Source organism: Streptomyces sp. NPDC088350, from assembly GCF_044753545.1.
Classification (GTDB): domain Bacteria; phylum Actinomycetota; class Actinomycetes; order Streptomycetales; family Streptomycetaceae; genus Streptomyces.
The window spans coordinates 285,168-309,939 of the sequence record NZ_JBIVNL010000011.1; the positions used below are offsets into that span (position 1 = coordinate 285,168).

Here is a 24,772-nt window from a genome sequence, read left to right on the forward strand (position 1 = left end):
TCCTTCCGTCACTCAGGGTTGTCCGCGAGGGATCTCGCCGCCCGGACGCAGTGGGCGAGCGCATGGCGCGCGTACTCGGGGGAGGCCCCCGCGAGTCCGCACGCCGGGGTGAGCGTGACCGCCTCCGCGAGAAGTCCCGGTCGCAGCCCCAGCCTGCGCCACAGCGTCCTGACACCCATGACGCTACCGGCAGGGTCTGACAATGCGGTGTCCGTGCCCGGCACGACACCGGCGAACAGCCGGGTACCGGCCTCGACCGCCTCACCGATCACGTCGTCGTCACGCTCGGTGAGGAGCGAGAAGTCGAAGGAGACCCCGGTGGCGCCCGCCCGGCGCAACAGGGCGAACGGCACGTCCGGCGCGCAGGAGTGCACGACGACCGGGCCGCGCTCGTGCACCCCGACGACCTCGCGGAGCGTGCCCTCGACGAGTTGGCGGTCGACGGCGCGGTGCGTGCGGTAGCCGCTGGCGGACCTGATGTGTCCGCGCAGGACGGCGATGAGGGACGGCTCGTCGAGTTGCAGCACGATCTGGGCGCCCGGGACGCGGCGCTGGACGTCGTCGAGATGGTTGCGCAGGCCCTCGGCGAGCGAGCCGGCGAGGTCCCGGCAGGCGCCGAGGTCGGAGAGCACGGCCTCGCCGTTCCTCAACTCCAGATTGGCGGCGAGGGTCCAGGGCCCCACGGCCTGCACCTTGAGCGGGCCCTCGTACCCCTGCGTGAACTCCTCGAAGGCGTCGAGGTCCTCCCCCAGCCACGCCCACGCCCGCTTCGTGTCCCGCCCCGGCCGGTCCCCGATCCGCCACCCGCTGGGCTCCACACGCGCGTACACCTCGACGAGCAGCCCGGCGGTCCGCCCGATCATGTCCGCGCCGGGTCCCCGGGCGGGCAGCTCGGGCAGGAACGGGAAGTCCTCGAAGGCCCCGGTCGCGGTCTTCGCGGCCTCACGGGCGTCGGTGCCGGGCAGGGAACCGATGCCGGTGGCTGCGCCGAAGCTGAACGTAGGTTTGTTGCTCACCCGGGCAGCCTACGGAACCCTGGGGCACGCGCACCGCCCCTGGGGGCTCCGCCCCCAGACCCCCGGCCTTTGCCCACCCACCACCCGACTCGGTTGCCTGAATGGTTGAGCAACCTCAGCGTCCCGGTCGTACCGTCACGTCGTTGACCTCGGCGTCCCCCGGCAGATCGATCGCCATCAGGATCGTCGTCGCGACCGACTCGGGGTCGATCCACTGGGCGGGGTCGTACTGCTTGCCCTCCTGTTGGTGGACCTTGGCCTGCATGGGGCTGGCGGTGCGGCCGGGGTAGACCGAGGTGACGCGGACGCCGTGGGGGTGTTCCTCGTGGCGGAGGGAGTCCGCCAGGGCCTTCAGGCCGTGTTTGGAGGCGGCGTACGCGGACCAGTCGGCGCTCGCCCGCAAACCGGCGCCGGAGTTCACGAAGAGGACATGGCCGCCGGACACCCGCAGTTGGGGCAGGAAGTGCCGGGTCAGTTCGGCGGGGGCGATCAGGTTGACGTTGAGCTGGTGGCGCCAGGTCTTCGGGGTCAGGTCGCCCACCGGGCCGAGGTCGACGACCCCGGCGATGTGCAGGAGCGTGTCCACCCGGTCGGGCAGGCCCTGGTGCGAGAACGCCCAGCTGAGCCGGTCCGGGTCCGCGAGGTCGCCGACCAGGGTGCCCGCTCCGGGAAACCGCGCCGCGAGTTCCTTCGCGCGGCCCGCGTCGCGCGCGTGGAGCACGAGTTCGTCCCCGCGCGCGTGCAGCCGGCGGGCGACGGCCGCGCCGATGCCGGAACCGGCCCCGGTGATCACATGTGTAGCCATGTGCGCCATGCTCGCATCAGCGGGTACCGACCGACGCCTCCAGGTAGGCCAGCGCCCCCACCGGCTCCTCCGCGAAGAACACCAGGTCGGTGAGCGGGACGGGCAGGAACCCCTCGTCCTCCATGCGCCGGAACTGCGTCTTCAGGCCGTCGTAGAAGCCCGCCGTGTTGAGCAGGACGACCGGCTTGCCGGTGTGGCCGTGCTTCTTCAGTTCCAGGATCTCGGTCGCCTCGTCCAGCGTCCCGGTACCGCCCACCATGATCACCACAGCGTCGGCCTTCTCCAGGAGCAGCTTCTTACGTTCGGCGAGGTCGGCCGCGATCACCATCTCGTCGGCGCCCGGACGCGTCTTCGCCGCCAGGAAGTCCACCGAGACGCCCACCAGCCGTCCGCCGGCCGCCTGTACACCGTCGGCGACCACCTTCATCAGGCCGACGTCGGAACCGCCCCACACGAGGGTGTGCCCGCCCTTGCCGACGAGTTCCGCGAACTCCCGCGCGGGGCGCGTGTAGCGCTCGTCCAGGTCGGCGGCCGAGAGAAAGACACAGATCTTCATGTCGTCACCGTACGCGGGAAGAACCAGGGGCCCGCGAGTGCTTTTCCGGTATGGCTGACGGACACACGATCACGATCGAGCAGGGCGACAAGCACGTACGCGTCGTCCACGGCGACCAGGTGCTGGCGGAGACCGACCGGGCCCTCGTCCTCAAGGAGACCGGCTGTCCCGTGCGGTACTACCTCCCCCCGGAGGACGTACGACTGGACCTGCTGACCCCCTCCGAGACCCACACCCACTGCCCCTTCAAGGGCGACGCGTCCTACTGGTCCCTGCCGGACGCGCCGGACCTGGTGTGGGCGTACCCCGACCCCAAGCCGGACGTGGCGCAGATCAAGGACCACCTCTGCTTCTACGTATTAGAAGTGTCGTGACCGATTAGTCGGCGTTCCTTGGGCAGTCTTCACGGACATGGACAAGAAGACTGTTTCGGGCTACGGCCTGCTGCCGCTGGCCGCGCAGCTCGCGCACCGATGCGGTCGTACGCGAGGGCGGTGCCGTCCCGTACGACCGCCGGGGTCGTGGCGCCAGCGGCGACACGGCCCCGTTCTCGGTGGCCCGCGAGGTCGAGGGCCTCGCGGCGCTGATCGACGCCGTGGGCGGCAGCGCGGCCCTGTACGGCCACTCCTCGGGCGCCGCCCTGGTCCTGCACGCGGCGGCGAGCGGCCTGCCGGTCACCGAAGTCGCCCTGTACGAGCCGCCGTTCGCCCTCGACGCGTCCGGCGCCAAGGAGCGCGCCGAATACACCGAGCGGCTGACCGAACTACTCGCCGAAGGCCGTCACGGAGACGCCGTGGAGCTGTTCATGGCGCTCACCGGCGCGCCCCCGGAGATGATCGCGGGCGCCCGCCGCTCCCCCATGTGGTCCGGTATGGAGGCCATCGCCCCCACCCTCGCCTACGACGACGCGGCCATGGGTGACGGTCTGGTGCCGGCGGAGCGGCTGGCGTCGCTGTCCGTCCCGGTGCTCACGATCGCGGGCGGCGCGAGCCCGGAGTGGATGCGGCAGGCCGCGCGGGCCGCGGCGGAGGCGGCGCCGGACGGGACGTATCGCACCCTGGACGGTCAGACCCACATGGTGGACCCGGCCGTCCTGGCGCCGCTGCTCACGGAGTTCTTCGCGGGTTAGCCGCGAACCGGCCCTGTACGGAGCCGTGTCACGCCATCGCCGTCGCCGCGCGCGTGGTCGTCGCGATCGTCGCGGAGCCGACCACGCGTGTGCCGTCGTAGAGCACGATCGCCTGGCCGGGGGCCACGCCCCGCACCGGCTCCCTGAACGACACCTCCAGCGTGCCGTCGACGAGTTCGGCGGTGACCTCGGTCTCGCCGCCGTGGGCGCGGAGCTGGGCGGTGTAGGTGCCGGGGCCGGAGGGCGCTGTGCCGCACCAGCGCGGCTTGACGGCCGTCAGGGCGCTGACGTCCAGGGAGGCGGCCGGGCCCACCGTCACCGTGTTGTCGACCGGGGAGATGTCCAGGACGTAGCGCGGCTTGCCGTCGGCGGCCGGGGTGCCGATGCGCAGGCCCTTGCGCTGGCCGATGGTGAAGCCGTAGGCGCCCTCGTGGGAGCCGATGACGGAGCCGGACTCGTCGACGATGTCGCCCTCGGCCTTGCCCAGGCGGTTCGCGAGGAAGCCCTGGGTGTCGCCGTCGGCGATGAAGCAGATGTCGTGCGAGTCGGGCTTCTTGGCGACCGCGAGGCCGCGGCGCTCGGCCTCCGCGCGGATCTCGTCCTTCGTCGTCACCGTGTCGCCGAGCGGGAACAGCGCGTGCGCGAGCTGCCGCTCGTCCAGGACGCCGAGGACGTACGACTGGTCCTTGGCCATGTCGGAGGCGCGGTGGAGTTCGCGGGTGCCGTCCTCGTTCACGATCACCTGGGCGTAGTGGCCGGTACAGACGGCGTCGAAACCGAGGGCGAGCGCCTTGTCGAGGAGCGCGGCGAACTTGATCTTCTCGTTGCAGCGCAGGCAGGGGTTCGGGGTGCGGCCGGCCTCGTACTCGGCGACGAAGTCCTCGACGACGTCCTCGCGGAAGCGGTCGGCGAGGTCCCAGACGTAGAACGGGATGCCGATGACGTCGGCGGCGCGGCGGGCGTCCCGTGAGTCCTCGATGGTGCAGCAGCCACGCGCGCCCGTGCGGAACGATTGCGGGTTCGCGGAGAGCGCGAGGTGGACGCCGGTCACGTCGTGGCCGGCTTCGGCGGCTCGGGCGGCGGCGACGGCCGAGTCGACCCCGCCGGACATGGCGGCGAGTACGCGAAGGGAGCGGGGGCGCTGGGAGGTCTCAGTCATAACCCTTCCAGGGTACGGGGCGTCGGGAACCGGAACCCGCGAGTATCCGTTGACGATCACATGGGGGACACGAAGGACGACGGGGAAGCTAAGGGCGGGCGGCCCGGGCGGCGCGCGCTGCTGATCGGCGGGGCGGTGGCCGCCGCGGGGACGGCCGCGTTGGCGCGGGACGAGTTGTCGCGGTTGTGGTGGCGGCTGCCGGGGGTGGAGAAGCCGCGGACTCCGGGAGCGGTCGACTTCGCGGGGGCGTCGTGGGTGGCGGCGTCCTCGGCGAACTACCGGCGGGCGGACCGGCCGGACGACTACGCCATAGACCGGGTGGTCATCCATGTCACGCAGGGCAGTTTCGATAGTGCGGTGAAGGCCTTCCAGGACCCCGCGCACGCGGCGGCGGCGCACTACATAGTCCGGAAGAGCGGGCACGTCACACAGATGATCCGCGAGCTGGACGTGGCCTTCCATGCGGGCAACCGCGAGTACAACGAACGCAGTGTCGGCATCGAGCACGAGGGCTTCGTGGAGCGGGCGTCCTCGTTCACGGACGCGATGTACGCAGGCTCCGCGCGGCTGACGGCCCGGATCTGCCGGCGGTACGGCATGCCCGTCGACCGCAAGCACGTCATCGGGCACGTGGAGGTGCCGGGGACGGATCACACGGACCCCGGGCGGTACTGGGACTGGGACCGGTACATGGCGCTCGTAAGGCGGGCACACCGGACACAAGTGTGACTCTGGTCACACCTCGGTTTGGCTATGAGTCATTTCAGTCACGGCCGTGTCCGATGCGTCCCCCGCTCCGGATGTGACCTGGGGTACGCCAACTCGACTTCCGGCCAAGGGGAGTTGGGGAGGGATCGGGCACGCTCACCTTTCACAGGTCGCCTTGCCCGCTCCTAATTACCGCCCAGTTTTTACACAGTCCTTAGGTCAAATCTCTGGCGCCATGACACACACCAGCGAGCCCGCGTCCGGAGCGAACGACAAGGGCATCCACCGGAAGAACACGGCCGAGAAGCGCGAACACGGCAAGGAGATCGCGGCCCGGGGCAAGGGTCTGCACCGGCGCAAGTTCCTCGGCGGCATGGCCGGAGCCGGTATCGCGGCGGTCGCCGCGGCCGGAGGCGCCTTCTCGCTGCTGAACGACGCGGCGAAGAACAAGGCGTCCGCGGCGGACACCACCCTCACGATCCCGGATCTCCTGGAGGGCACCACCTCCGACAGCACCACCACCTTCACCCTGGAGGCCAAGACCGGCACCAGTGAGGTGCTGAGCGGTGTCACCAGCTCGACCATGGGCTACAACCAGTCGTTCCTCGGCCCCACCATGAAGTGGACCAACGGCGACGTGGTCCTGCTGAACATCACCAACAGCCTCGGCGCGGACACCACGGTCCACTTCCACGGCGCGCACGTCCCGGCCAAGATGGACGGCGGCCCCCAGGTGGCCTTCTCCAGCGGCACGACCTGGTCCCCCACCTTCACGGTCAAGGACGACGCCAAGACCCTCTGGTACCACCCGCACGCGCTGGGCACCACGGCGCAGCAGGCGGTGCACGGGCTGGCCGGCATGATCATCGTCGAGGACGACTCGACCACCTCCTCGGACCTGCCGAGCGACTACGGCGTGGACGACATCCCGCTGATCTTCCAGTGTCTCGCCGTCGACAGCGCCGGCGACATCAAGTACGACCTCACCGGCTACCTGAGCAGCGGACTCAGCTACCCGGTGCTGCTGAACGGCACGAACGTCGACTCCACCACGCTCGGCTTCACCGCCACCAAGACCCGCACCCGGTTCCGGGCGCTGAACGCCTCGCCGTCGGACATCATCACCATCCAGCGCAGCGACGGCGGCACGCTCACCCAGATCGCCTCCGACCAGGGCTACCTCGCCGAAGCCGTCGACGTGACGACGATCCGCCTGGTGGCGGGCGCCCGCGCCGAGTTCGTGATGGACCTGACGGCGGACGCCACGCTCCAGGCCGTCATCACCACCGGCTGGGTCCGCGGTGGCAGCGGCACCTACGACGTCCTCGCGATCACCGCCAGCGGCACGGACACCCCGGACGACCTGCCGACCACCCTCAACACCATCGACCGCTACGACACCAGCGACTTCACCGCCCGCACCATCACGCTCGGCCAGAGCGGCACGAAGATGCTGATCAACGGCTCGGCCGGCACCAGCATGTCGTCCATGGCGATGATCAGCACCACGGTGGGGGCGAAGGAGGTCTGGACGATCAAGAACAGCACCCAGCTGGAACACTCGTTCCATCTCCACGACGTGCCGTACCAGCTCATATCGATCAACGGCGACACCCCGACCGGGGTCGAACTCGGCTGGTACGACACCTACGAAGTCGTCGGTGGCGGCTCGATCGAGATCGCCATGGAGTTCACCGACTTCAGCGACGACACGTACATGTACATGCTGCACTGCCATCTCCTCCAGCACGAGGACGAAGGCATGATGGCCGCCCTCATGGTGACGGAAAGTTAGGGACCGGCCGTCAGGTCAGCCCGGCGGCGCGCGCACGCTCCACCGCCGGGCCGATCGCCTTCGCGACGGCCTCCACGTCGGCCTCCGTGGAGGTGTGGCCGAGGGAGAAGCGCAGGGTGCCGCGGGCCAGGTCGGGATCGGTGCCCGTGGCGAGCAGGACATGGCTGGGCTGGGCGACGCCCGCCGTGCAGGCGGAACCGGTGGAGCACTCGATGCCCTGGGCGTCCAGCAGGAGCAGCAGGGAGTCGCCCTCGCAGCCCGGGAACGTGAAGTGGGCGTTGGCCGGCAGCCGGTCCACCGGGTCGCCGCCGAGGATCGCGTCCGGGACCGCCGTACGCACCGCGTCGACCAGGCTGTCGCGCAGGGCGCCGATCTCGCGGGCGAACCACTCGCGCTGTTCGGCGGCGAGGCGGCCGGCGACCGCGAAGGAGGCGATCGCGGGGACGTCGAGGGTGCCGGAGCGGACATGGCGTTCCTGGCCGCCGCCGTGCAGGACGGGTACGGGGGTGTACTCGCGGCCCAGCAGCAGGGCGCCGATGCCGTACGGGCCGCCGATCTTGTGCCCGGAGACCGTCGCCGCGGCGAGGCCGGAGGCGGCGAAGTCGACGGGGACCTGGCCGAATGCCTGGACCGCGTCCGCGTGCAGCGGGATGCCGAACTCCCCTGCCACCTCGGCGAGTTCACGGACCGGCAGGACCGTGCCGATCTCGTTGTTGGCCCACATCACGGTGGCCAGGGCCACGTCCTCGGGGTTGCGGGCGATCGCCTCGCGCAGTGCCCCGGGGTGGACACGGCCGTAGGAGTCGACCGGGAGGTACTCGACGGTGGCGCCCTCGTGCTCGCCCAGCCAGTGCACGGCGTCCAGGACGGCGTGGTGCTCGACGGGGCTGGCCAGGACGCGGGTGCGGGCCGGGTCGGCGTCGCGGCGGGACCAGTACAGGCCCTTCACCGCGAGGTTGTCGGCCTCGGTGCCGCCGGAGGTGAACACCACCTCGCTGGGCCGGGCGCCGAGCGCCTCGGCGAGCGTTTCCCGGGCCTCTTCGACCGTACGGCGGGCCTTGCGGCCGGAAGCGTGGAGGGCGGAGGCGTTGCCCGTGATGCTCAGGTGGGCCGTCATCGCCTCGACTGCCTCGGGAAGCATCGGGGTGGTCGCGGCGTGGTCGAGGTATGCCATGGTGACGCCGATTCTACGGGCCCCGGTGCGCGCCTCGAAGGGGCGGGCGCCTCGATGGGATCCGGCCCTGCCTCCTAGAAGCTCCAGGAGAGCGTGCTGTCGATCTGCATGAAGGCGACGAGGACCAGCAGATCGGCGATGCCGAGCCCCAGTCCGAGGAGGGCACGGCCGCGACGGGCGGTGCCGCGCCACAGCGCCGCGCCGGCCAGGGCGATGGCGATCGGGCCGAGGAAGACGTTGAGCACGAGCAGGCCGACGAGGCCGAGGATGAAGGACGCGACGGCCATGCCGTCGGCGTCGCGGCGGCCGGTGGGCTTGACGGCGGCGGCGCTGCCGGCTGCCGGTGCGGTGAGCTGCATGGTGGATCGACTCCCGACGATCGGGGGGTGGACGGGTGTGGGCGGGCGGTCAGTTGGCGGGCGTACGGCCGCGGCGGCCGTGCCGCTCGCGGAGCGCGAAGATGCCCAGCCATACGGCGATGACGGTGGCGGCGACTGCGGTGAAGGCGAGCGGCGCGTGGGCCACGGCGCCCACCACGACGCCGAACAGCAGGAGCGCCACGACGAGGAACAGCATGGGATGAATCCCCCTCCGAGAGGTCCGGGACGGCTCTCGTCTCGTTGTCGTTTCGTTTCGGTGAACGGTTGTAGTAACACTTGTTCACTGAACTTGAGTCTAGCGCGTCCGGCGACTTTCCAATTACGGAGAACAGTTGTTAACTGGATGACATGAGTCACACCCTCGGCATCCGGCAGGTACAGAAGCAGAAGACCCGACAGGCGTTGCTGGACGCCGCGTTGGGACTGCTGGAGGAGCAGAGCCTGAGCAGTCTCGGCCTGCGCGAGGTCACCCGGGCCGTCGGTGTCGCCCCGACCGCCTTCTACCGGCACTTCCGCTCCACGGCCGACCTCGGGGTCGCGCTCGTGGAGGAGGCGCTGGGCAGTCTGCATCCGATGATCCGGCAGACGGTGTCCCCGGCGGACAGCGACCAACGCATCGCGCGCGCCGTCCAGTTGATCGCCCATCACGTGGAGACGTACCCGGCCCACGTCCGCTTCCTCGCGCGCGAGCGGCACGGCGGGGTGCAGCCGGTGCGGGAGGCCATCCGGGAGCAACTCGCCCGGTTCGCCGAGGAGGTGAAGGCCGAACTCGCCGAGGACCCGGAGTCCGGCGGCTGGAACGACGACGACCTGCTGATGCTGGCCCACCTCTATGTCGACCAGATGCTCGTCACGGCCTCGCTCTTCCTGGAGGCTCAGGAGGCACCGGCCGAGGAGCGCGAGCGGGTCACCCGACTCGCCACGCGCCAGATGCGGTTGATCAGCGTCGGCCGCCGCCACTGGCTCGGCTGACCGCCGCACCGGAGACGGGCATACGACAGGGGCGGCACGCCCGGTGTACGAGCGTGCCGCCCCTGTCGTGCGGGAGCCGCGGTCAGCCCTGCTGCGGGGCCCCGCTCATCCGGCCGCCGCCCTGCCCGCCGCCGCACCCGCCGCCGGGGCCGCCGCCCTGGCCGCCGCCTCCGCCGGGGCCGCCGCTCGGCATGCCGGAGGGGTTGCCGGTCGGCATGCCCGTCGGCTTGCCCGAGGCCGCGGCACCCGTGGGCGCACCGGACGGGGCGCCGGACGGAGCCCCGCTGGGCCGTGCCGTCGCGTTGCCGGTCGGCGCCGAACAGGACTGTGTGGAGCCGGAGTTGCCGCTGCCGGAGGACGACGAGGAGCCGCTGGAGCCACAGGCCGCCAGGGCCAGGGGCGAGAGCGCCAGCAGGGCCACTGCGGGGACGAGACGCGCACGCTTCATGAGAAACAACTCCAAAAACGATGAGGAGGCCTTGTGGCGGGAACTCAATCAACGCCGCTTAGGGCTTCCTTGTCGGCGCCCTGTCCCCACCCTGTACGCCGAGTAAAGGGCAGCCCAAGAGACCGTGCTGACCTGCGACTTCACAAACGAGCCTCGCCTACTCGCTGGTACAGCTCCGTGACAGAAGCGGCTGCCGCGGCCACCTCCGCGCGTACCTCGGGCGGCGATACGACCTCCAACGCGTCGGCGAACTGCAGCAGTTGACGCGCCTGGCGGACGAAGCCGTACGACAGCCGGACCGTCACCCAGTCGTCCTCGCCGTCGACAGCGCTGTCGGGCGTGGGGAGTTCCGCCAGCGAGGAGCCGCTGAGGCGTACGAACATGTCGAGGCGGGAGCGGCGGACGCGGACGGTGACGTCGATTCCGCCGGGGCGGTCCTCGACCTGGCGGCGCAACTCCTCCCAGGCGTGGGCGAGTTCGACGCCCGGGCGGCGCTTCACCGGGTCGGGCAGGAGGGTGGCCGAGTGCACCCGGTCGGCGCGGAAGAGACGGGGTCGCGCACGGCGGTCGGCGACCAGGTACCAGACGCCCGCCTTGGAGACCAGGCCGTACGGGTCGACGGTGTAGGTGCTGGGCTCCTTGGCGCCGCTGTGCCGGTAGCGCAGGCGCAGCCGCCGGTCGGCGAAGACCGCGTCCTGCAACACGTCCAGATCCGCGGCGGGTTGGGGCCCGCCCTTCCAGCGCGTGGCGTCGACCAGGATCCGCCGGGAGGTCACCTCGGCCGCCGGTCGGTAGGGCGCCGGCAGCGCGGCCATCACCTTGCGCAGCGCGGAACCGAGCGCCGCGTCGAGACCCAGCGCGGCGTGGGCGCCCCGCGCGGCCAGGATGAACAGGGCGCGTGACTCGTCGGCGGTCAGTCCCGTGACGTCCGTACGGAACCCGGCGAGCAGCTCGATCCCGCCGTGCCGCCCGCGCTCGGCGTACACCGGCACCCCGGAGGCGGACAGCGCCTCGACGTCCCGGTAGACGGTCCGCACCGACACCTCCAGCCGGTCGGCGAGTTCATGCGCGGGAACGCGGCCCCGGGTCTGCAGGAGCAGCAGGATCGAGAGCAGTCGGTCGGCCTTCACACCCCCAGGATCCGCCTCCCGAAAACCCCGCGCAAATGTTGACGGGAACTGTCAGGTTATGGATCCAGCATTGCCGCCATGAACCCAAACACCACGGACCCCCGCCCCCTCTACACCCGCACCACCGAGCAGGCCGCCGCGCTGATCAGGACGGTACGACCGGAGCAGCTCACCTCCCCCACCCCCTGCACGGAGTTCGACGTACGCACCCTGCTGAGCCATCTCGTCGGCGGCACCCACCGCATCGCGACCGTCGGCGAGGGCGGCGACGGCATGGCCGTACACCCCTTCGTGGACGGAGTCGCCGACGAGGGCTGGCCGGCCGTGTACGACGAGGCCCGCGTCCGGGTCCTGAAGGCCTGGGCGGACGACACCCGCCTGGACGCCCTGGTCCAGGTGCCCTGGGGCGAGACCCCCGGCCGCATCGCACTCTCCGGCTACGTGATGGAAGCGGTCACCCACACCTGGGACCTCTCCGAGTCCCTCGGCCACCCCGTCCCACTCGACCCGGAACTCGCCGAGTTCGCCCTCACCATCGCCCGCCGCGTCCTCCCGGACGAGCAACGGGACGCCGACACACCCTTCGACACGGCACAGCCGGTGCACGAAGGAGCCGACGCCTACGGGCAGTTGGCGGCCTGGCTGGGGCGGAAGCCGGTCAGGTGAGTCTGGCTCGGGCCAGTTGCCGTGACTGGGCGACCAGTCGGTCGGTGGTGTCCCAGACCTCGGCGTCCTCCTCCAGGAAGCCGCCGGCCAGGTTGCGGGTGGTGATGGAGACCCGGAGGGGGCCCGGGGCCGGGCGGGAGCGGACGTGGACCGTCAACTCCACCGTGGGGACCCAGCCCTTGAGGCCGATCTCGAACGCGGTCGGGGGCAGGGCGTCCACCGCGAGGAGGAGGGAGAGGGGGTCGGCGTCGCGGCCGTCCGCGAGGCCGAACCAGGAGCGCATCTCCCCCTTGCCGGAGGGGGCGCCCAGGGCCCAGCCGAGGGTGGACGGGTCGAGCTTGAGCATCAGGCGGTCGACGATGGCCGAGCTGCCGGAGACCGGGGCCGGTCCGTCCTCGGGGCCGAAGCACTGGTCCATGGGCGGGAAGGAGGGCGGGCGGGCCGTCGTGCGCACGTCGTCCGGGAGGGTGTCCAGGTCGCCGTAGGAAGCCAGGACGCGGATGCGCTCGACCTCTCCGCCCTCCTCGTCGTACTGGAAGAGGGAGGCCTGGCCCGTGGAGAGGGTGCGGCCGGTGCGGACGGTGTCCGTGCGGATGACCGCGGGGCCCGGCTGGGACGCCGTCAGGTAGTGCGCGGAGATCGTGAACGGGTCGCTGTGGGGCAGGGCGTCCGCGAGGGCTCGGCCCAGGACGGCGAGGAGGTACCCGCCGTTGACGGCGTCGATGATCGTCCAGCCGGCCGAGAGGTCGAGGTCGTAGACGCCCGGGGCGCGACGGGTGACCGCCGTGTCGCGGTCGAACTCGCTGTCGCCGATCGTGGCCCGTGGAGCCCGCGTGGCCGTCGGCGCGGATGCTGCTTCTCGCATGGATGAACCGTACAACAGTCGATTACTAAGCGGTAGCTTTGTTGTTGCGGATATATGAACACACCGGCATATCATCGGCCGCCCGGGTGAGGAACCGGCAATTTCTTGGTAAGTGTCCGTACTCGTCCGTGACCTCGGGCCCGTGATCCCCCTCTTTGGGGACATGAGCCTCACCGGGACTCCGTTCCTCTACACCGCCATCGTGCTGTCCGTCGTCGCCCTCATACTGCCGCTCGTGCTGTGGTCGAGACTGCGCGGCCCCAAGGCCGTACGAGTGGCGGCACGGACCCTGATGCTGCTGTTCGCCCAGGGCACGGCCGTCACCCTGGTGTTCGTCCTGGTCAACAACCAGAACAACCTCTACGACAACTGGGCCGACCTCCTCGGCACCGGCAACCACGTCCAGCAGGCCGCAAACCTCGGCAAGGACGGCACCGGCGGGATCGCCCTGAAGCGGCTGCCCAAGGTGAAGCAGGCGTTCGCCCCGGCCACGGGTCCCGGCATGAGTTCCGCGGGCCAGGTGGAGGTCACCCAGCTCAAGGGCCGGGTGTCGGGCGTGAACGCCGAGGTCTACGTCTGGACCCCGCCGCAGTACAAGGAAGCGGCCTACCGCCACAAGAAGTTCCCCGTCGTGGAACTGCTGCCGGGCTGGCCCGGCTCGGCGAAGGCCTGGTTCGGGTCGATGCACGTGACCCAGCAGCTGGAGCCGCTGATGAGGAGCGGACGGATCGCGCCCTTCATCCTCGTCGCGCCGCGCTACAACCTGCTGGCCGGCGTGGACACCGGCTGCGCCAACATCCCCGGCACGGTCAACGCCGACACCTGGCTCAGCATCGACGTGCCGAAGATGGTCACGGACAACTTCCGCACCCAGCCCGCGCCGAAGGGCTGGGGGGTCGCCGGTTACTCGGCCGGCGCGCACTGCGCGGTCAAGCTCGCCGTCGCCCACCCCGACCGCTACCAGGCCGCGGTGAGCATGTCCGGCTACAACGACCCGATCGGCGAGCGCAACTCGCTGGCCGCGCAGAACATGGCCCTGCGCGACGCGAACAACCCGTACCTGCTGCTCAAGAAGGCGGCGACGCCGCCGCCGATCGCGATGTACCTCTCCGGCGAGTCCGGCGACGGTTATCAGGCGGCCGTGGGCCTCGAACAGATCGCGAAGGCGCCGACGAGCGTGCACGTGGTGTTCCTGCCGCGCAGCGACGGCGGGCACACCATGGCGCTGTGGCGGCCACAGGTGAAGACGGTCTTCCGCTGGCTGACCCTGGAGCTGGGCCAGAACCACCCCAGGATCACGAAGTCGGCGTCCGATCCTCTCGGACATTCGACCGCCGGTTCCACGCGCGAGGCGCTCGCCAGTGGAACCTCATCGCGAGCAGGCGCAACACGAAAGCGGTGACGACCGCGAGCCCGCTGGTGAACGGGCCCACCAGGTCGTAGCGGATGCACAGGGCGATCATGGTGGCGCCGACGATCGCGGGGACCGCGTACAGGTCGCGGTCCCAGCGCAGCAGCGACGGCACCTCGTTGGCCAGCACGTCCCGCAGCACACCGCCACCGACGGCGGACCCGAGACCCAGGGCGACGGAGGAGGTCAGGCCGAGCCCGTAGTCGTACGCCTTCACCGTGCCCGTGACGCAGAACAGGCCGAGGCCCGCCGCGTCGAAGACGTTCACCCCGAACTGGATCCGCTCCACCTGCGGGTGGAGGAAGAAGACGAGCAGGGCGGCGAGGAACGGAGTGAGGAAGTACCCCAGGTCGGTGAAGGCGGCCGGGGGCACCGCCCCGATGACGAGGTCCCGGAAGACCCCTCCGCCCAGCGCGGTGACCTCGGCGAGCACGGCGATGCCGAACACGTCGAAGTTCTTGCGGACGGCCAGCAGCGCGCCGGAGATGGCGAACACGAAGATGCCGACGAGGTCGAGCGTGTGCTGGACGGAGGGGCTGAACAGTTGCTGAAGCACCCCACATTGTTACCCGTGGGAATCAGCGGGGTGGAGCTACAGGGTGGGCTTGCCCGGTGTGGAGAGCCAGGTCCGGAACAGGTCGTCGAGCTGCTGCCCGCTGATCTTCTCGGCCAGCTGGATGAAGTCGGCGGTGCTCGCGTTGCCGTAGCGGTGCAGCTTCGTCCAGGTCGGCAGCAGCTTGAAGAACGCGGTGTCGCCGATGCGTTCGCGGAGCATCTGGAGGGTCATCGCGCCGCGCTGGTAGACCGCGGAGGAGAACATCGTGTCGCGCTGCGGGTCGGCGACGGTGATCTGCCAGAAGGCGGCGTCGGCCGGGCGGGCGTTGTAGCCGGCCAGGAACGAGTCGTGCGCGGTGCGGGTGCCCTGGTGTTCGGCCCACAGCCACTGGGCGTAGGTCGCGAAGCCCTCGTTGAGCCAGATGTCCTTCCAGTGCGCCACCGACACGGAGTCCCCGAACCACTGGTGGGACAGCTCGTGCACGATCGTCGACTCGCTGCGCACGGCCGAGTAGGCGGGCTTGCTCTGCACCTCCAGCGAGAACCCCGCCTCCGGCATGTCGTCGACGATCGCGCCGGTCTCCTCGAAGGGGTACGGCCCGAAGACCTGCGACCAGTAGTCGGTGGCGGCGGCCGTCACGGCGTACACGTCGACGCTGTTGCTGTTGGCGAGGACGGGGTCGATGGCGACGTAGATCGGGGTGCCGCCGGGGGTCGTCCCCGTCTTCACGTCGAACTTCCCGATGGTGGCGGTGGCGAGATAGGTCGCCATGGGCTTCGACTCCCGCCAGTGGGTGTACGTCGAGTCGCCCTTGTCGTACGTCGAGACGAGCCGGCCGTTGGAGACGCCCGTGAGCCCCTTGGGGGCCTTGATGCGGATGTCGTAGGTGGCCTTGTCGGAGGGGTGGTCGCTGGACGGGAACCAGGTGGAGGCGGCGTTGGGTTCGCAGGCGACGAAGACGCCGTCGGTGGTCTTCATCCAGCCGTAGTCGGAGCCGAACACGATGGGTCCGTTGAGGGGTTCGGGCACTCCGCCGTAGGTGACGGCGACCGTGAAGTCCCTGCCCTTGCGGAGGAAGTCCCTTGGGGTGATGCGCAGTTCGTCACCGGTACGGGTGAAGTCGGCCCGTCTTCCGTTCACTTGGACCTTGGTGACCTCCAGCTTCTGCAGGTCCAGGTCGAAGGAGGAGAGGTTCTGGGTGGCGCGGGCGGTGAGTGTCGTACGGCCGTCGAGGCGGTCGGTGTCGGGGTTGTAGGCGACGTCGAGGGCGTAGTGCCGGGCGTCGAAGCCGCCGTTGCCGAGCTGCGGGAAGTAGCTGTCACCGATGCCGTCGGCGCCGGGGGTGGGGGCGGAGGAAGCGGCTATGACAAGAAAAGAGGCCGCCGCGGTCGCGAGGGCCCCTAAACGTGCCGAACGGGAGAGTGCCATGAGTCGTCCCTTCGGGTGCGTTTCCGATCAGTCGGACACGCTCGACTCTGCCGCACCTCCGTGCGTCATGTCCATGACTTTACCAACTCGCCATACGCCTCGCGGTAGTTGACCACGACGGCCGCAGGGTTTTTTCGACATCTTTGCCAGAGATTTCACCGCACAATGCGGCAACCTCAATTCTTGCTCAACGCTCCCATTATCGATTGACCTGCCTCCGTCAAAGTCCATAGTGTCGCCCGCACTTGAAGTTTTCGCGGGAGCGGAAACAGAAAACTCACAGGGGGAATTCATGCGCAAGAGCGCGAAGCTCGCCACGCTCATTCTGGCCGGGACCATGCCCATGGTCGCCGGCGCGGCGCCGGCGTCCGCGATCGTCACACCGAAGAGATCCTGCCCGATCACCTACGGGGTTCTCATCACTTCCCACTCGCAGTACCGGCTTCCCGCGAAGGGTGCCTACTTCAAGGACGGCCCGGGCGGAACCATCACGGCCTCGGTGACCAAGGCCACCACCATCTCCTACAGCGTCTCCGGCTCCCTGGAGGTGAGCGCGAGCACCTGGTCGCCTCGGTCAAGGCGAACGTGAGCAAGACCGTCACCAAGTCCGTCGCGGTCACCACCGGGCACACGTACTCGCACAACATCAGCGCGCACAAGTACGGCAACCTGCAGTACGGCTCCAACGGCTTCAAGGTCGGCTGGCAGTCGAACAAGACGAACCCGAACTGCAGCAATACGGTTCTGGCGACAGGGACGGCCAAGTTTCCGGTGACTTCCGTCGGCTGGTACTACTGGGAAACCAAGTCGTGAATGAGGAATACCCGGTAAAACCCCGGCATGACATGGGAATGCCCCGGCGACCTTTCGGCCGCCGGGGCATTCCCGTGCTCGAATTCCCTTTACTTGTCGCCGTCGGTCTCCGACTCGGCTGATTCCGCGACCGGCTCTACGGCGTCCGCGACCGGTTCGGCGGTCTCTTCGGCGAGCGTGGCCGCCACCGCCACCGACGTCTCCGCCGACTCCTGGAGCGCCGTCTCGCCGACCAGCTTCTCGGCCTCCTTCGCGGCCGTCAGCAGCACGGTGTCCTGCGGGGCCTGGTCCGCGAAGTTCTCCGGGTGGTGGCACGCGACCTGCTGGCCCGGCTTCAGCTCCAGCAGCGGCGGCTCGGTCGTCGTGCAGATCTCCGTCGCCTTCCAGCACCGGGTGTGGAAGCGGCAACCGCTCGGCGGGGAGATCGGCGAGGGCACGTCACCCTTGAGCAGGATGCGGTCGCTCTTCGCGTTCTTCCGCCTCGGGTCCGGGATCGGCACCGCCGACATCAGCGCCTTGGTGTACGGGTGCATCGGCGCCTTGTACAGGGCCTCGCGGTCGGCCAGCTCGACGATCTTGCCGAGGTACATCACCGCGATGCGGTCCGAGACGTGCCGGACGACCGAGAGGTCGTGCGCGATGATCACATACGTCAGGCCGAGCTCCTGCTGGAGGTCGTCCAGCAGGTTCACCACCTGCGCCTGGATCGACACGTCGAGCGCGGACACCGGCTCGTCCGCAACGACCAGCCGCGGGTTGAGCGCGAGCGCGCGGGCGATGCCGATGCGCTGACGCTGGCCGCCGGAGAACTCGTGCGGATAGCGGTTGTAGTGCTCGGGGTTGAGCCCGACCACCTCCAGCATCCGCTGCACTTCCTTCTTGATCCCGCCCTCGGGCTCGACGCCCTGGAGCTTGAAGGGAGCGCCGACGATCGTGCCGATGGTGTGGCGCGGGTTCAGCGAGGAGTACGGGTCCTGGAAGATCATCTGCATGTCGCGGCGCAGCGGACGCATCCCGCCGACCCCGAGGTGCGTGATGTCCCTGCCCTGGAACTCGACCTTGCCGCCGGTCGGCTCCAGCAGCCGGGTGATCAGCCGGCCCATCGTCGACTTGCCGCAGCCGGACTCGCCCACCACGCCCAGCGTCTCGCCGGCCTTGACCTCGAAATCGAGACCGTCGACCGCGTGCACGGCGCCGACCTGCCGCTGAAGCAGGCCCTTTTTGATCGGGAAGTGCTTCTGGAGCCCGGTCACCTTCAGCAGGGTCTCGCCGGGGGCGACACCGTCCTTGGCGGCCACGGTGCCTTCACTGTGCACAGGGATGCTCACTGCTGTGTCCTTGGGTTTCTCGCTCACAGCTTCGGCGCAATCTCTTCGGTCCAGATACGCTCCCGCTGCTCCGCGCTCAGGTGGCAGGCGGCCCAGTGCTGGCTGCCGACCTCGCTCAGCTCGGGGCGGACCGTACGGGTGACGTTGTCCTTCGGGATGTCGGCGTACGGGCACCGCGGGTTGAAGGCACAGCCGGACGGGATGTTGATCAGGGAGGGCGGGGAGCCCTTGACCGGGATCAGGCGCTCCTGCTGCTCGCGGTCCAGCCGGGGCATCGAGCCCAACAGGCCCCAGGTGTAGGGGTGTCGGGGCTCGTAGAAGACCTTCTCGGCCGGGCCGCGCTCGACGCAACGGCCGCCGTACATCACCAGGATGTCGTCCGCGAGCTCCGCGACGACGCCCAGGTCGTGGGTGATGATGACGACCGCGGAGCCGAACTCCGTCTGCAGATCGCGGATCAGGTCGAGGATCTGCGCCTGGACGGTCACGTCGAGGGCGGTCGTCGGCTCGTCCGCGATGAGCAGTTCGGGGTTGTTGACCAGCGACATCGCGATCATCGCGCGCTGGCGCATACCGCCGGAGAACTCGTGCGGGTAGCTGTCCACGCGCTTGTCCGGCTGCGGGATGCCCACCCGGTCGAGCATCTCGACCGCGCGGCGCTTGGCGGTCTTCTTGTCCACGTTGTGGTGGATCCGGTACGCCTCCACGATCTGCGCGCCGATCGTGTAGTACGGGTGCAGCGCCGACAGCGGGTCCTGGAAGATCATCGACATCTGACGGCCGCGCAGCTTGCGCACGTGGTCGGGGTCGGCGGACAGCAGCTCGGTGCCGTCCAGCCAGATCTCGCCGGAGATCTGCGCCTTGCGCTTGCCGTACTGGCCGGCGGTGTGCAGGCCCATGATGCCGAGCGAGGTCACCGACTTGCCGGAACCCGACTCGCCCACGATGCCGAGGGTCTTGCCCTTCTCCAGCTGGAAGCTGAGCCCGTCGACGGACTTGACCAGGCCGTCGTCGGTCGGGAAGTGCACCTTCAGGTCGCGCACTTCCAGGAAGGCCGTGGGCGCGGGAGAGGCGGACGTGGGTTCGCCCACCGCGGCCCCGCTCTTGCTGAGTTCCGTCATGAGAGCCTCACTCGGGGGTCGATCACGGCGTACAGGATGTCCACCACGAGGTTGGCGAGAAGCACCGCGAGAGAAGTGATGAGGGTGACGCCCAGAATGATGGGCAGGTCCTGGTTCTTGATGGCGGTGAGCACCGCCTGGCCGAGGCCGGGCAGGCTGAACGTCGTCTCCGTCAGGATGGCGCCGCCGATGAGGGCGCCGAGGTCCATGCCGAGCATGGTCAGGATCGGCGTCATCGTGGAGCGCATGGCGTGCTTGCCGATGACGACCGGTTCGGTCAGGCCCTTCGCGCGGGCGGTCCGGATGTAGTCCTCACCGAGGATCTCCAGCATGGTGGCGCGGGTGATGCGGGCGTACATCGCGGCATAGAGGAAGGCGAGGGTGATCCAGGGCAGGATCATGCCGCCGAGCCAGCCGGAGAAGCTCTGGTCCAGTGGCACGTACTGGCCATTGATCCATTTCAGCCCGTAACTGAAGACCGCCAGCGAGAGCAGACCCGTGAAGTAGATGGGCAGGGACACACCACCGAGCGCGACGACCATGGCCGTACGGTCCCAGACGGAGCCCCGCTTGAGCGCGGAGAGCACACCCGCCGCGACACCGAAGACCAGCCACAGCACGGCGGCACCGAGCGCGAGACCCAGGGTCACCGGGAAGCGGTCGGTCAGCACCGGCCATACGGACTGCTCGCTACGGAAGGAGTAGCCGAAGCAGGGGGCGGCACAGTGGGTGACGTCGCCGCCGGCCGAGTAGGTGCGGCCGACGAAGATGCCCTTGAAGAAGTGCCAGACCTGCACGAAGATCGGGTCGCTCAGACCCAGCTTCTCCCGCACCGCCGCGACGGCGTGCGGGTCGGCCTGCTTGCCCACGAAACTCGTGGCGATGTCCACGCCCGCCCACTTGGGGACGAGGAAGAAGATGCTGAAGACCACCAGGATGATGACCACCAGCATCACTGCGGCGGCGAACAGCCGCCTGATGAGGTAAGCGAGCACAGCTAACGGCCCGCTGCGGGGCCGGGGCCACCGGTGGGGGTCCCCCCACGCCTTTTGGGCTGTGGGGGAGTCTTCCGGTGGCCCACGGCCCCGCCGCGCCGGCCTTCACCTGCCTTTCGTGCCGTACGGCGGGTGTGCCGGGATTACTTCGTGGACTTCAGACCGATGTTGACGAAGTCGTAGTAGCCGCTGTACGCGTTCGTCGTGTACACGTTGGCGATACGCGAGGAGCGCCAGTTCAGGAGCCGCTCGAAGGTGAAGGGCAGGTAGTACGCGCCCTCGCTCACCTTGTGGTTGATCTCCGTGGCGATCTGCGTCTTCTTCGACTCGTCCAGCGCGGCGTTGTACTGGTTGAACAGCCCGTCGATCGTCTTGTCCTTGATCAGGCCGAAGTTGTTGTTGCCGCTCTGCAGGATGTAGTTGCTGTCCCACAGCGGGGCGCCGTAGCCCTGGACGGTCGGGAAGTCCGCACCCCAGCCCATGATGATGATGCCGAGCTTCTTCTTCGCGACGTTCGAGGGGGAGCCGATGATGCCGGAGCTCTGCGAACCGTCGTACTGGTAGATGTCGGCCTGGATGCCGACCTTCTTCAGCGCCGCCTGCAGGGACGTGGCCGTGGCCACCTCCTGCTGCTTGTTGTTGCGGACGGCGATGGTGGTCTTGAAACCGTTCGGCTGACCGCAGGCCTTCAGCGCCGTCTTGGCCAGGCCGTCGTTGCCGGTCTTGTTGGCACCGGAGATCCCGTACGGGTCGTACTTCTGGCCCTCGCCACCGGCGATGGAAGGCGGGAGCATGTTGGTGCCGATGTCACCACCGGCGATCGGGCCACCGCGCGCGGTCTGCAGCGACACGTGGTCGGCCGCGTAGATGACCGCCTTGCGGCACTCGATGTTGTCGAACGGCTTGACGCTCTGCGGGAAGACCGCGTAGCGGATGAAGCCGGAGATCGGGTTGTCCAGGTTGGCCTTGTGCTGCTTCAGGGCGATGGTGCGGCCCTGCGGACCCAGACCCGTCTGGCCGGCGTCGATGTCGTAGTCGCCGTTGATCAGACGCTGGTCCATGTCGGACTGGTTCGAGGAGATCGTCAGCGAGATCGTGTCCGGGTACGCCTTGCGCACCGGGTCGGACGACGCCTTCCAGTTGGTGTTGCGCACCAGCACCAGCTTCTTGCCGGGGCTGTACGACTGGAACTTGTACGGGCCGGAGGAGAAGGGGTGCAGCGTGTACTTCGCCTTGGTGTCCATGTCCTGGCGGACCGGGGACGCCGTGACCATGGCGAGGACCTGCTTGAAGTCCGAGTTCGCCGTGGGCAGGTGGAAGATGATCGTCTTGGCGTCGGGCGTGGAGATCGCCTTCAGGCCGAGCTTGTCCTTCGAGGTGTCCTTGTAGGGACCCTTGTAGGTGTTCTTCGGGTCGAGCATCTGCTGGAGGTAGATCGGACCGCCGGACAGCACGTCCTGCGCCCAGACCCGCTCGATGCCGTACTTGATGTCCTGGGAGGTGATGGCCTTGCCGTCCTCCCAGGTGATCCCGTCACGCAGGTGGAACGTGTAGGTCTTGCCGTCGGCCGAGACCTGGCCCATGTCGGTGGAGAGGTCGGGCGTGAGCTCGGCGCCCGCGGCGCCCGGCTCGGTCTTGAAGGTGAGCAGCTGACGGCTGTAGTACCGCGAGAAGTCCCACATGAAGCCGTAGTAACCGCGCGTGGTGTCCCAGAAGTCGGCGTCCTGGGCGGAGACGAACTTCAGCTCGCCGCCCTTCTTGACCAGCGAGGCCTGGGCGACCTTGTTGTTCGCCGCGTCGAAGCCGGCGGCGCCGCTCTTCGTACCGCCGTCGCTGCTGCCGCTGCCGCCGCACGCCGCCAAGGCCAGCATGCCTGCGACCGCGGCAGCAGCGGCCAGTGCCTGCTTACGCCGCCCTGAGGTGCGTTGGGTAGTCACGATCTCGGATCCTCCGGATTTGATGAGAGACCCCGTGTAGATGGCACGGGAGGCTTGGGGTAACGCGGTTCAGCGGGAGCCCTTCGGGTCCAGCGCGTCCCGCACGCCGTCGCCGAGGAGGTTGAAGGCCAGAACGGTGATGAAGATCGCCACGCCGGGGACGACCATGTACATGGGGTCCGAGTCGTAGTAGTCGATCGCGGTGGAGAGCATCTGGCCCCAGGAGGACGTGGGCGGCTTGACGCCCACGCCCAGGAAGCTGAGGGCCGCCTCGGTGAGGATGTTCGTGGGGATCATCATCGTCGTGTAGACGATGATCGGCGCGACCAGGTTGGGCAGCAGCTCCTTGAACAGGATGTAGAAGCGCCCGGCGCCCAGCGATCGGGCGGCCTCGACGTACTCGCGCTCACGCATCGAGAGCGTCTGGCCGCGCACCACGCGTCCGATGTACGGCCAGCCGAAGAAGCCGATGACCAGGATCATCACGAACACACGCACGTTGGACCCGCTCAGGCCCAGCATCTCGTTCGGCATCACGGAGACCAGCGCGATGATGAAGAGCAGCTGCGGGAAGGCCAGCAGACCGTCCATGACGCGGCTGATCGCCGAGTCGACCCAGCCGCCGAAGAAGCCGGCCAGGATGCCGAGGACGGTGCCGAGCACGATGGCGACGATCGCGGACAGGAAGCCGACGAGGAGCGAGATCCGGGAGCCGTAGAGGATTCGCGCGAAGATGTCGCGGCCGTTGACGGGCTCGACGCCCAGCAGGTGGTCGCCGCTGATGCCGCCGAGGGACCCCTTGGGGGTGCCGAACAGCGGGTCGATCAGGCTCTCGTGGAAGGTGTCCGGATCCTGCCCGATCAGGTTGGCGATCACGGGGGCGAGGATCGCGACGAGCACGAGGAGGAGCACGACGATGCCGCCCGCGAGGGCGAGCTTGTCGCGCTTCAGGCGCTCCCACGCGATCCGGCCCAGGGAACGGCCCTGTACGCCCTTCGTATCGGCGCTCGCTACCGCCGCTTCCTCGGCCGCACTCGGGGCCGTATCCGCAGTCGGCTCGTGCAATGGTGCCGTCATCTGGCAGGGACCCCTCTCAACCGGCGGTAGCCGGCCCACACTTGCCGCTGTGGCGGCATGATCAGTCCGTCGTACACGGGGGCGAACCGCCCCTGGTGCGGGAGTCTTCAACGCTTTGGTGATCTGTTGCCAGACTTGGCGGTGAATGGATGCGTAAACGTGATGCGGGCTGGAGGGTTCCGTTATACGGACACGGGGTAACGCCCCCCGGACGCCGGGCAGTTTGGACAGAACGACAATTCAGCGACTTTTACGGCATCCCGTCGCGATCTACGCGCGAAGAAATGTGTCGTAGACGTAAATCCTGCGGAGAGGCTGAGAAGAGGCTGAGAAGAAGACTCGCGGGCTCAGTATCCACCACGGGCGGGCGGGTATCCGTACCCACCCGCCTGGGCGGGTGCCGCGTGGGCCTCGCGGTCGTAGAACGGGCGGGCGTTCGCCCGCAGCCAGAGCGCCACCGGGTCGTAGTCGTCGGACATCGCCACGGTCGACACCGGCAGCCCCTCCGGGACCGCGCCGATGGACTGCTGCATCATGCCGCGCACCGAGTCCACGGCGGGCGGGCTGGTGTCGTAGACGTCCAGACCGATCGCGAGATACGGCGCCCCGAGCGCGGGCTGCACCCAGGCGCGGCGGAGGGTGCGGACCGCCGGGGTGCGGTGGGCGTTCTGCGTGAGCAGGGCGTAGAACTGCGGGACCTCGATCGCCGGTTCCGTCAGGCGCAGCGGGCCCGCGGGCTGGCGCTCCAGGCCGGTGGCGATCCGGCGCAGGTCGAGCCAGGGGATGCCGACGCCGCCGCCGGGGGCGTGCGGGTTGAGCCAGAGGCCGAAGTGGTCGGGGTAGAGGGTGCGGGCCACGTCCAGGCCGTCGACCACCTCGTACGAGCGGTTCCAGCCGCTGGCCGACAGCTCCTGGGCGGAGGTGACGCAGGGGGCGTAGCCGTACCCCTCGACGTGCATGTTCCCGTACTGGGCGTCCGGGGAGCCGGACTGGCCGTGCCACAGGAGCATCCAGATCTGGCCGGAGTGGGGGGTCGCGAGGGCGCGGAGGAGTGCCTCGTAGGCGTCGTAGCGCCCGGGCGTCACCTGGCGCAGCATGTGCTCGACCTGGCCGGTCGCGGTGCCGCTGGCGCTCACGTGTCCGCTCCTTTTGGTAGGTGCCCTGCGTTTCTGCGGTGATGGAAACAGCTTAAGCGCCCAAGGGGTGGGGGCCTCGGGTGCGTTGGCGAGTGCGGGTGCGTCGTGGCTGGGTGCTCGCAGCGGCGGAGCCGCGCATCGACACAGCCCCGCGCCCCTTTGGGGCG

The 24,772-nt window shown here is 69.2% G+C and carries 26 protein-coding genes and 1 pseudogene; 9 read left to right on the top strand and 18 right to left on the bottom strand.

All coding sequences use genetic code 11. The features are described from left to right. Positions 1 to 8: 8 nt before the first annotated feature. The 3 genes from ACIQBL_RS35475 to ACIQBL_RS35485 form a co-directional block, all read right to left on the bottom strand. Positions 9 to 1,016 (bottom strand): methionine synthase, encoded by a 1,008-nt coding sequence (locus ACIQBL_RS35475; RefSeq protein ID WP_401949405.1) that lies wholly within the window; start codon positions 1,014 to 1,016, stop codon positions 9 to 11. Positions 1,017 to 1,131: 115 nt separating this feature from the next. Beyond that, positions 1,132 to 1,830 (bottom strand): SDR family oxidoreductase, encoded by a 699-nt coding sequence (locus ACIQBL_RS35480; RefSeq protein WP_401949407.1) that lies wholly within the window; start codon positions 1,828 to 1,830, stop codon positions 1,132 to 1,134. A gap of 7 nt (positions 1,831 to 1,837) precedes the next feature. After that, entirely contained in the window at positions 1,838 to 2,377 is a 540-nt protein-coding gene (locus ACIQBL_RS35485) for a TIGR00730 family Rossman fold protein (protein ID WP_401949410.1), read from the bottom strand. A 50-nt stretch (positions 2,378 to 2,427) separates the two neighbouring features. Between ACIQBL_RS35485 and ACIQBL_RS35490 the strand changes: the two genes are divergently transcribed. Next, the gene (locus ACIQBL_RS35490) at positions 2,428 to 2,751 is read left to right on the top strand and encodes a DUF427 domain-containing protein (protein WP_401949413.1); all 324 of its coding nucleotides are present in this window, start codon (positions 2,428 to 2,430) and stop codon (positions 2,749 to 2,751) included. Between the two features lie 55 nt (positions 2,752 to 2,806). Continuing rightward, positions 2,807 to 3,506, top strand: a pseudogene (locus ACIQBL_RS35495) (alpha/beta fold hydrolase); the annotation flags it as partial. 28 nt (positions 3,507 to 3,534) lie between these two features. Here ACIQBL_RS35495 and mnmA read toward each other — a convergent pair. Continuing rightward, a complete protein-coding gene (gene mnmA, locus ACIQBL_RS35500) occupies positions 3,535 to 4,665 on the bottom strand; it encodes a tRNA 2-thiouridine(34) synthase MnmA (RefSeq protein WP_401949416.1) in 1,131 nt (376 codons plus the stop codon). Between the two features lie 60 nt (positions 4,666 to 4,725). Here mnmA and ACIQBL_RS35505 point away from each other — a divergent pair, with 60 nt between their 5' ends. Together ACIQBL_RS35505 and ACIQBL_RS35510 are read left to right on the top strand one after the other, a co-directional pair. Further along, the gene (locus ACIQBL_RS35505; RefSeq protein ID WP_401949419.1) at positions 4,726 to 5,394 is read left to right on the top strand and encodes an N-acetylmuramoyl-L-alanine amidase; all 669 of its coding nucleotides are present in this window, start codon (positions 4,726 to 4,728) and stop codon (positions 5,392 to 5,394) included. Positions 5,395 to 5,608: 214 nt separating this feature from the next. Next, on the top strand, positions 5,609 to 7,168 hold the full coding sequence (locus ACIQBL_RS35510; protein WP_401949422.1) for a multicopper oxidase family protein: 1,560 nt from the start codon (positions 5,609 to 5,611) through the stop codon (positions 7,166 to 7,168). 10 nt (positions 7,169 to 7,178) lie between these two features. On the opposite strand, the gene ACIQBL_RS35515 is transcribed toward ACIQBL_RS35510, so the two are convergent. The 3 genes from ACIQBL_RS35515 to ACIQBL_RS35525 form a co-directional block, all read right to left on the bottom strand. Next, positions 7,179 to 8,342 (bottom strand): cysteine desulfurase family protein, encoded by a 1,164-nt coding sequence (locus ACIQBL_RS35515; protein WP_401949424.1) that lies wholly within the window; start codon positions 8,340 to 8,342, stop codon positions 7,179 to 7,181. Positions 8,343 to 8,416: 74 nt separating this feature from the next. Continuing rightward, complete coding sequence (locus ACIQBL_RS35520; protein WP_401949427.1) at positions 8,417 to 8,701, bottom strand: DUF4190 domain-containing protein; 285 nt, start codon at positions 8,699 to 8,701, stop codon at positions 8,417 to 8,419. 49 nt (positions 8,702 to 8,750) lie between these two features. After that, entirely contained in the window at positions 8,751 to 8,918 is a 168-nt protein-coding gene (locus ACIQBL_RS35525; RefSeq protein ID WP_401949429.1) for a hypothetical protein, read from the bottom strand. A 152-nt stretch (positions 8,919 to 9,070) separates the two neighbouring features. Between ACIQBL_RS35525 and ACIQBL_RS35530 the strand changes: the two genes are divergently transcribed. Beyond that, complete coding sequence (locus tag ACIQBL_RS35530) at positions 9,071 to 9,694, top strand: TetR family transcriptional regulator (protein ID WP_401949431.1); 624 nt, start codon at positions 9,071 to 9,073, stop codon at positions 9,692 to 9,694. An 82-nt stretch (positions 9,695 to 9,776) separates the two neighbouring features. On the opposite strand, the gene ACIQBL_RS35535 is transcribed toward ACIQBL_RS35530, so the two are convergent. Both ACIQBL_RS35535 and ACIQBL_RS35540 read right to left on the bottom strand, forming a co-directional pair. After that, positions 9,777 to 10,142 (bottom strand): hypothetical protein, encoded by a 366-nt coding sequence (locus ACIQBL_RS35535; protein WP_401949434.1) that lies wholly within the window; start codon positions 10,140 to 10,142, stop codon positions 9,777 to 9,779. Between the two features lie 140 nt (positions 10,143 to 10,282). Next, positions 10,283 to 11,272, bottom strand: a complete 990-nt coding sequence (locus ACIQBL_RS35540) for a helix-turn-helix transcriptional regulator (protein WP_401949436.1) — start codon at positions 11,270 to 11,272, stop codon at positions 10,283 to 10,285. A 78-nt stretch (positions 11,273 to 11,350) separates the two neighbouring features. Here ACIQBL_RS35540 and ACIQBL_RS35545 point away from each other — a divergent pair, with 78 nt between their 5' ends. After that, positions 11,351 to 11,938, top strand: a complete 588-nt coding sequence (locus tag ACIQBL_RS35545; RefSeq protein WP_401949439.1) for a TIGR03086 family metal-binding protein — start codon at positions 11,351 to 11,353, stop codon at positions 11,936 to 11,938. Here the strand turns inward: ACIQBL_RS35545 and ACIQBL_RS35550 are convergent. Next, entirely contained in the window at positions 11,931 to 12,803 is an 873-nt protein-coding gene (locus ACIQBL_RS35550; RefSeq protein WP_401949441.1) for a thioesterase family protein, read from the bottom strand. The genes ACIQBL_RS35545 and ACIQBL_RS35550 overlap by 8 nt on opposite strands. Before the next feature lie 163 nt (positions 12,804 to 12,966). Here ACIQBL_RS35550 and ACIQBL_RS35555 point away from each other — a divergent pair, with 163 nt between their 5' ends. After that, entirely contained in the window at positions 12,967 to 14,205 is a 1,239-nt protein-coding gene (locus ACIQBL_RS35555; protein WP_401949630.1) for an alpha/beta hydrolase, read from the top strand. On the opposite strand, the gene ACIQBL_RS35560 is transcribed toward ACIQBL_RS35555, so the two are convergent. Next, positions 14,099 to 14,770, bottom strand: a complete 672-nt coding sequence (locus ACIQBL_RS35560) for a trimeric intracellular cation channel family protein (RefSeq protein WP_401949443.1) — start codon at positions 14,768 to 14,770, stop codon at positions 14,099 to 14,101. The two genes, ACIQBL_RS35555 and ACIQBL_RS35560, sit on opposite strands and share 107 nt — an antisense overlap. A gap of 36 nt (positions 14,771 to 14,806) precedes the next feature. Next, positions 14,807 to 16,198 carry a M1 family metallopeptidase gene (locus ACIQBL_RS35565; protein ID WP_401949446.1) on the bottom strand — a complete coding sequence of 464 codons (1,392 nt, stop codon included), beginning with the start codon at positions 16,196 to 16,198 and terminating at the stop codon, positions 14,807 to 14,809. Positions 16,199 to 16,490: 292 nt separating this feature from the next. On the opposite strand from ACIQBL_RS35565, the gene ACIQBL_RS35570 reads away from it, so the two are divergent. Together ACIQBL_RS35570 and ACIQBL_RS35575 are read left to right on the top strand one after the other, a co-directional pair. Then, entirely contained in the window at positions 16,491 to 16,787 is a 297-nt protein-coding gene (locus tag ACIQBL_RS35570) for a hypothetical protein (protein WP_401949448.1), read from the top strand. After that, positions 16,784 to 17,011 carry a hypothetical protein gene (locus tag ACIQBL_RS35575; protein WP_401949451.1) on the top strand — a complete coding sequence of 76 codons (228 nt, stop codon included), beginning with the start codon at positions 16,784 to 16,786 and terminating at the stop codon, positions 17,009 to 17,011. The genes ACIQBL_RS35570 and ACIQBL_RS35575 overlap by 4 nt, the downstream gene beginning before the upstream one ends. Positions 17,012 to 17,100: 89 nt before the next feature. On the opposite strand, the gene ACIQBL_RS35580 is transcribed toward ACIQBL_RS35575, so the two are convergent. The 6 genes from ACIQBL_RS35580 to ACIQBL_RS35605 form a co-directional block, all read right to left on the bottom strand. After that, complete coding sequence (locus tag ACIQBL_RS35580; RefSeq protein WP_401949454.1) at positions 17,101 to 18,339, bottom strand: ABC transporter ATP-binding protein; 1,239 nt, start codon at positions 18,337 to 18,339, stop codon at positions 17,101 to 17,103. Positions 18,340 to 18,362: 23 nt separating this feature from the next. Next, positions 18,363 to 19,460, bottom strand: coding sequence for an ABC transporter ATP-binding protein (locus ACIQBL_RS35585; RefSeq protein WP_401949457.1), 1,098 nt, complete (start codon positions 19,458 to 19,460; stop codon positions 18,363 to 18,365). Further along, the gene (locus tag ACIQBL_RS35590; RefSeq protein ID WP_401949460.1) at positions 19,457 to 20,455 is read right to left on the bottom strand and encodes an ABC transporter permease; all 999 of its coding nucleotides are present in this window, start codon (positions 20,453 to 20,455) and stop codon (positions 19,457 to 19,459) included. Before ACIQBL_RS35590 ends, ACIQBL_RS35585 begins: the two co-directional genes overlap by 4 nt. 143 nt (positions 20,456 to 20,598) lie before the next feature. Continuing rightward, positions 20,599 to 22,392 (bottom strand): ABC transporter substrate-binding protein, encoded by a 1,794-nt coding sequence (locus ACIQBL_RS35595; protein WP_401949462.1) that lies wholly within the window; start codon positions 22,390 to 22,392, stop codon positions 20,599 to 20,601. A 69-nt stretch (positions 22,393 to 22,461) separates the two neighbouring features. Continuing rightward, complete coding sequence (locus ACIQBL_RS35600) at positions 22,462 to 23,469, bottom strand: ABC transporter permease (RefSeq protein WP_401949464.1); 1,008 nt, start codon at positions 23,467 to 23,469, stop codon at positions 22,462 to 22,464. 347 nt (positions 23,470 to 23,816) lie between these two features. Then, positions 23,817 to 24,605 (bottom strand): enhanced serine sensitivity protein SseB C-terminal domain-containing protein, encoded by a 789-nt coding sequence (locus ACIQBL_RS35605; RefSeq protein ID WP_401949467.1) that lies wholly within the window; start codon positions 24,603 to 24,605, stop codon positions 23,817 to 23,819. Between the last annotated feature and the right edge of the window lie 167 nt (positions 24,606 to 24,772).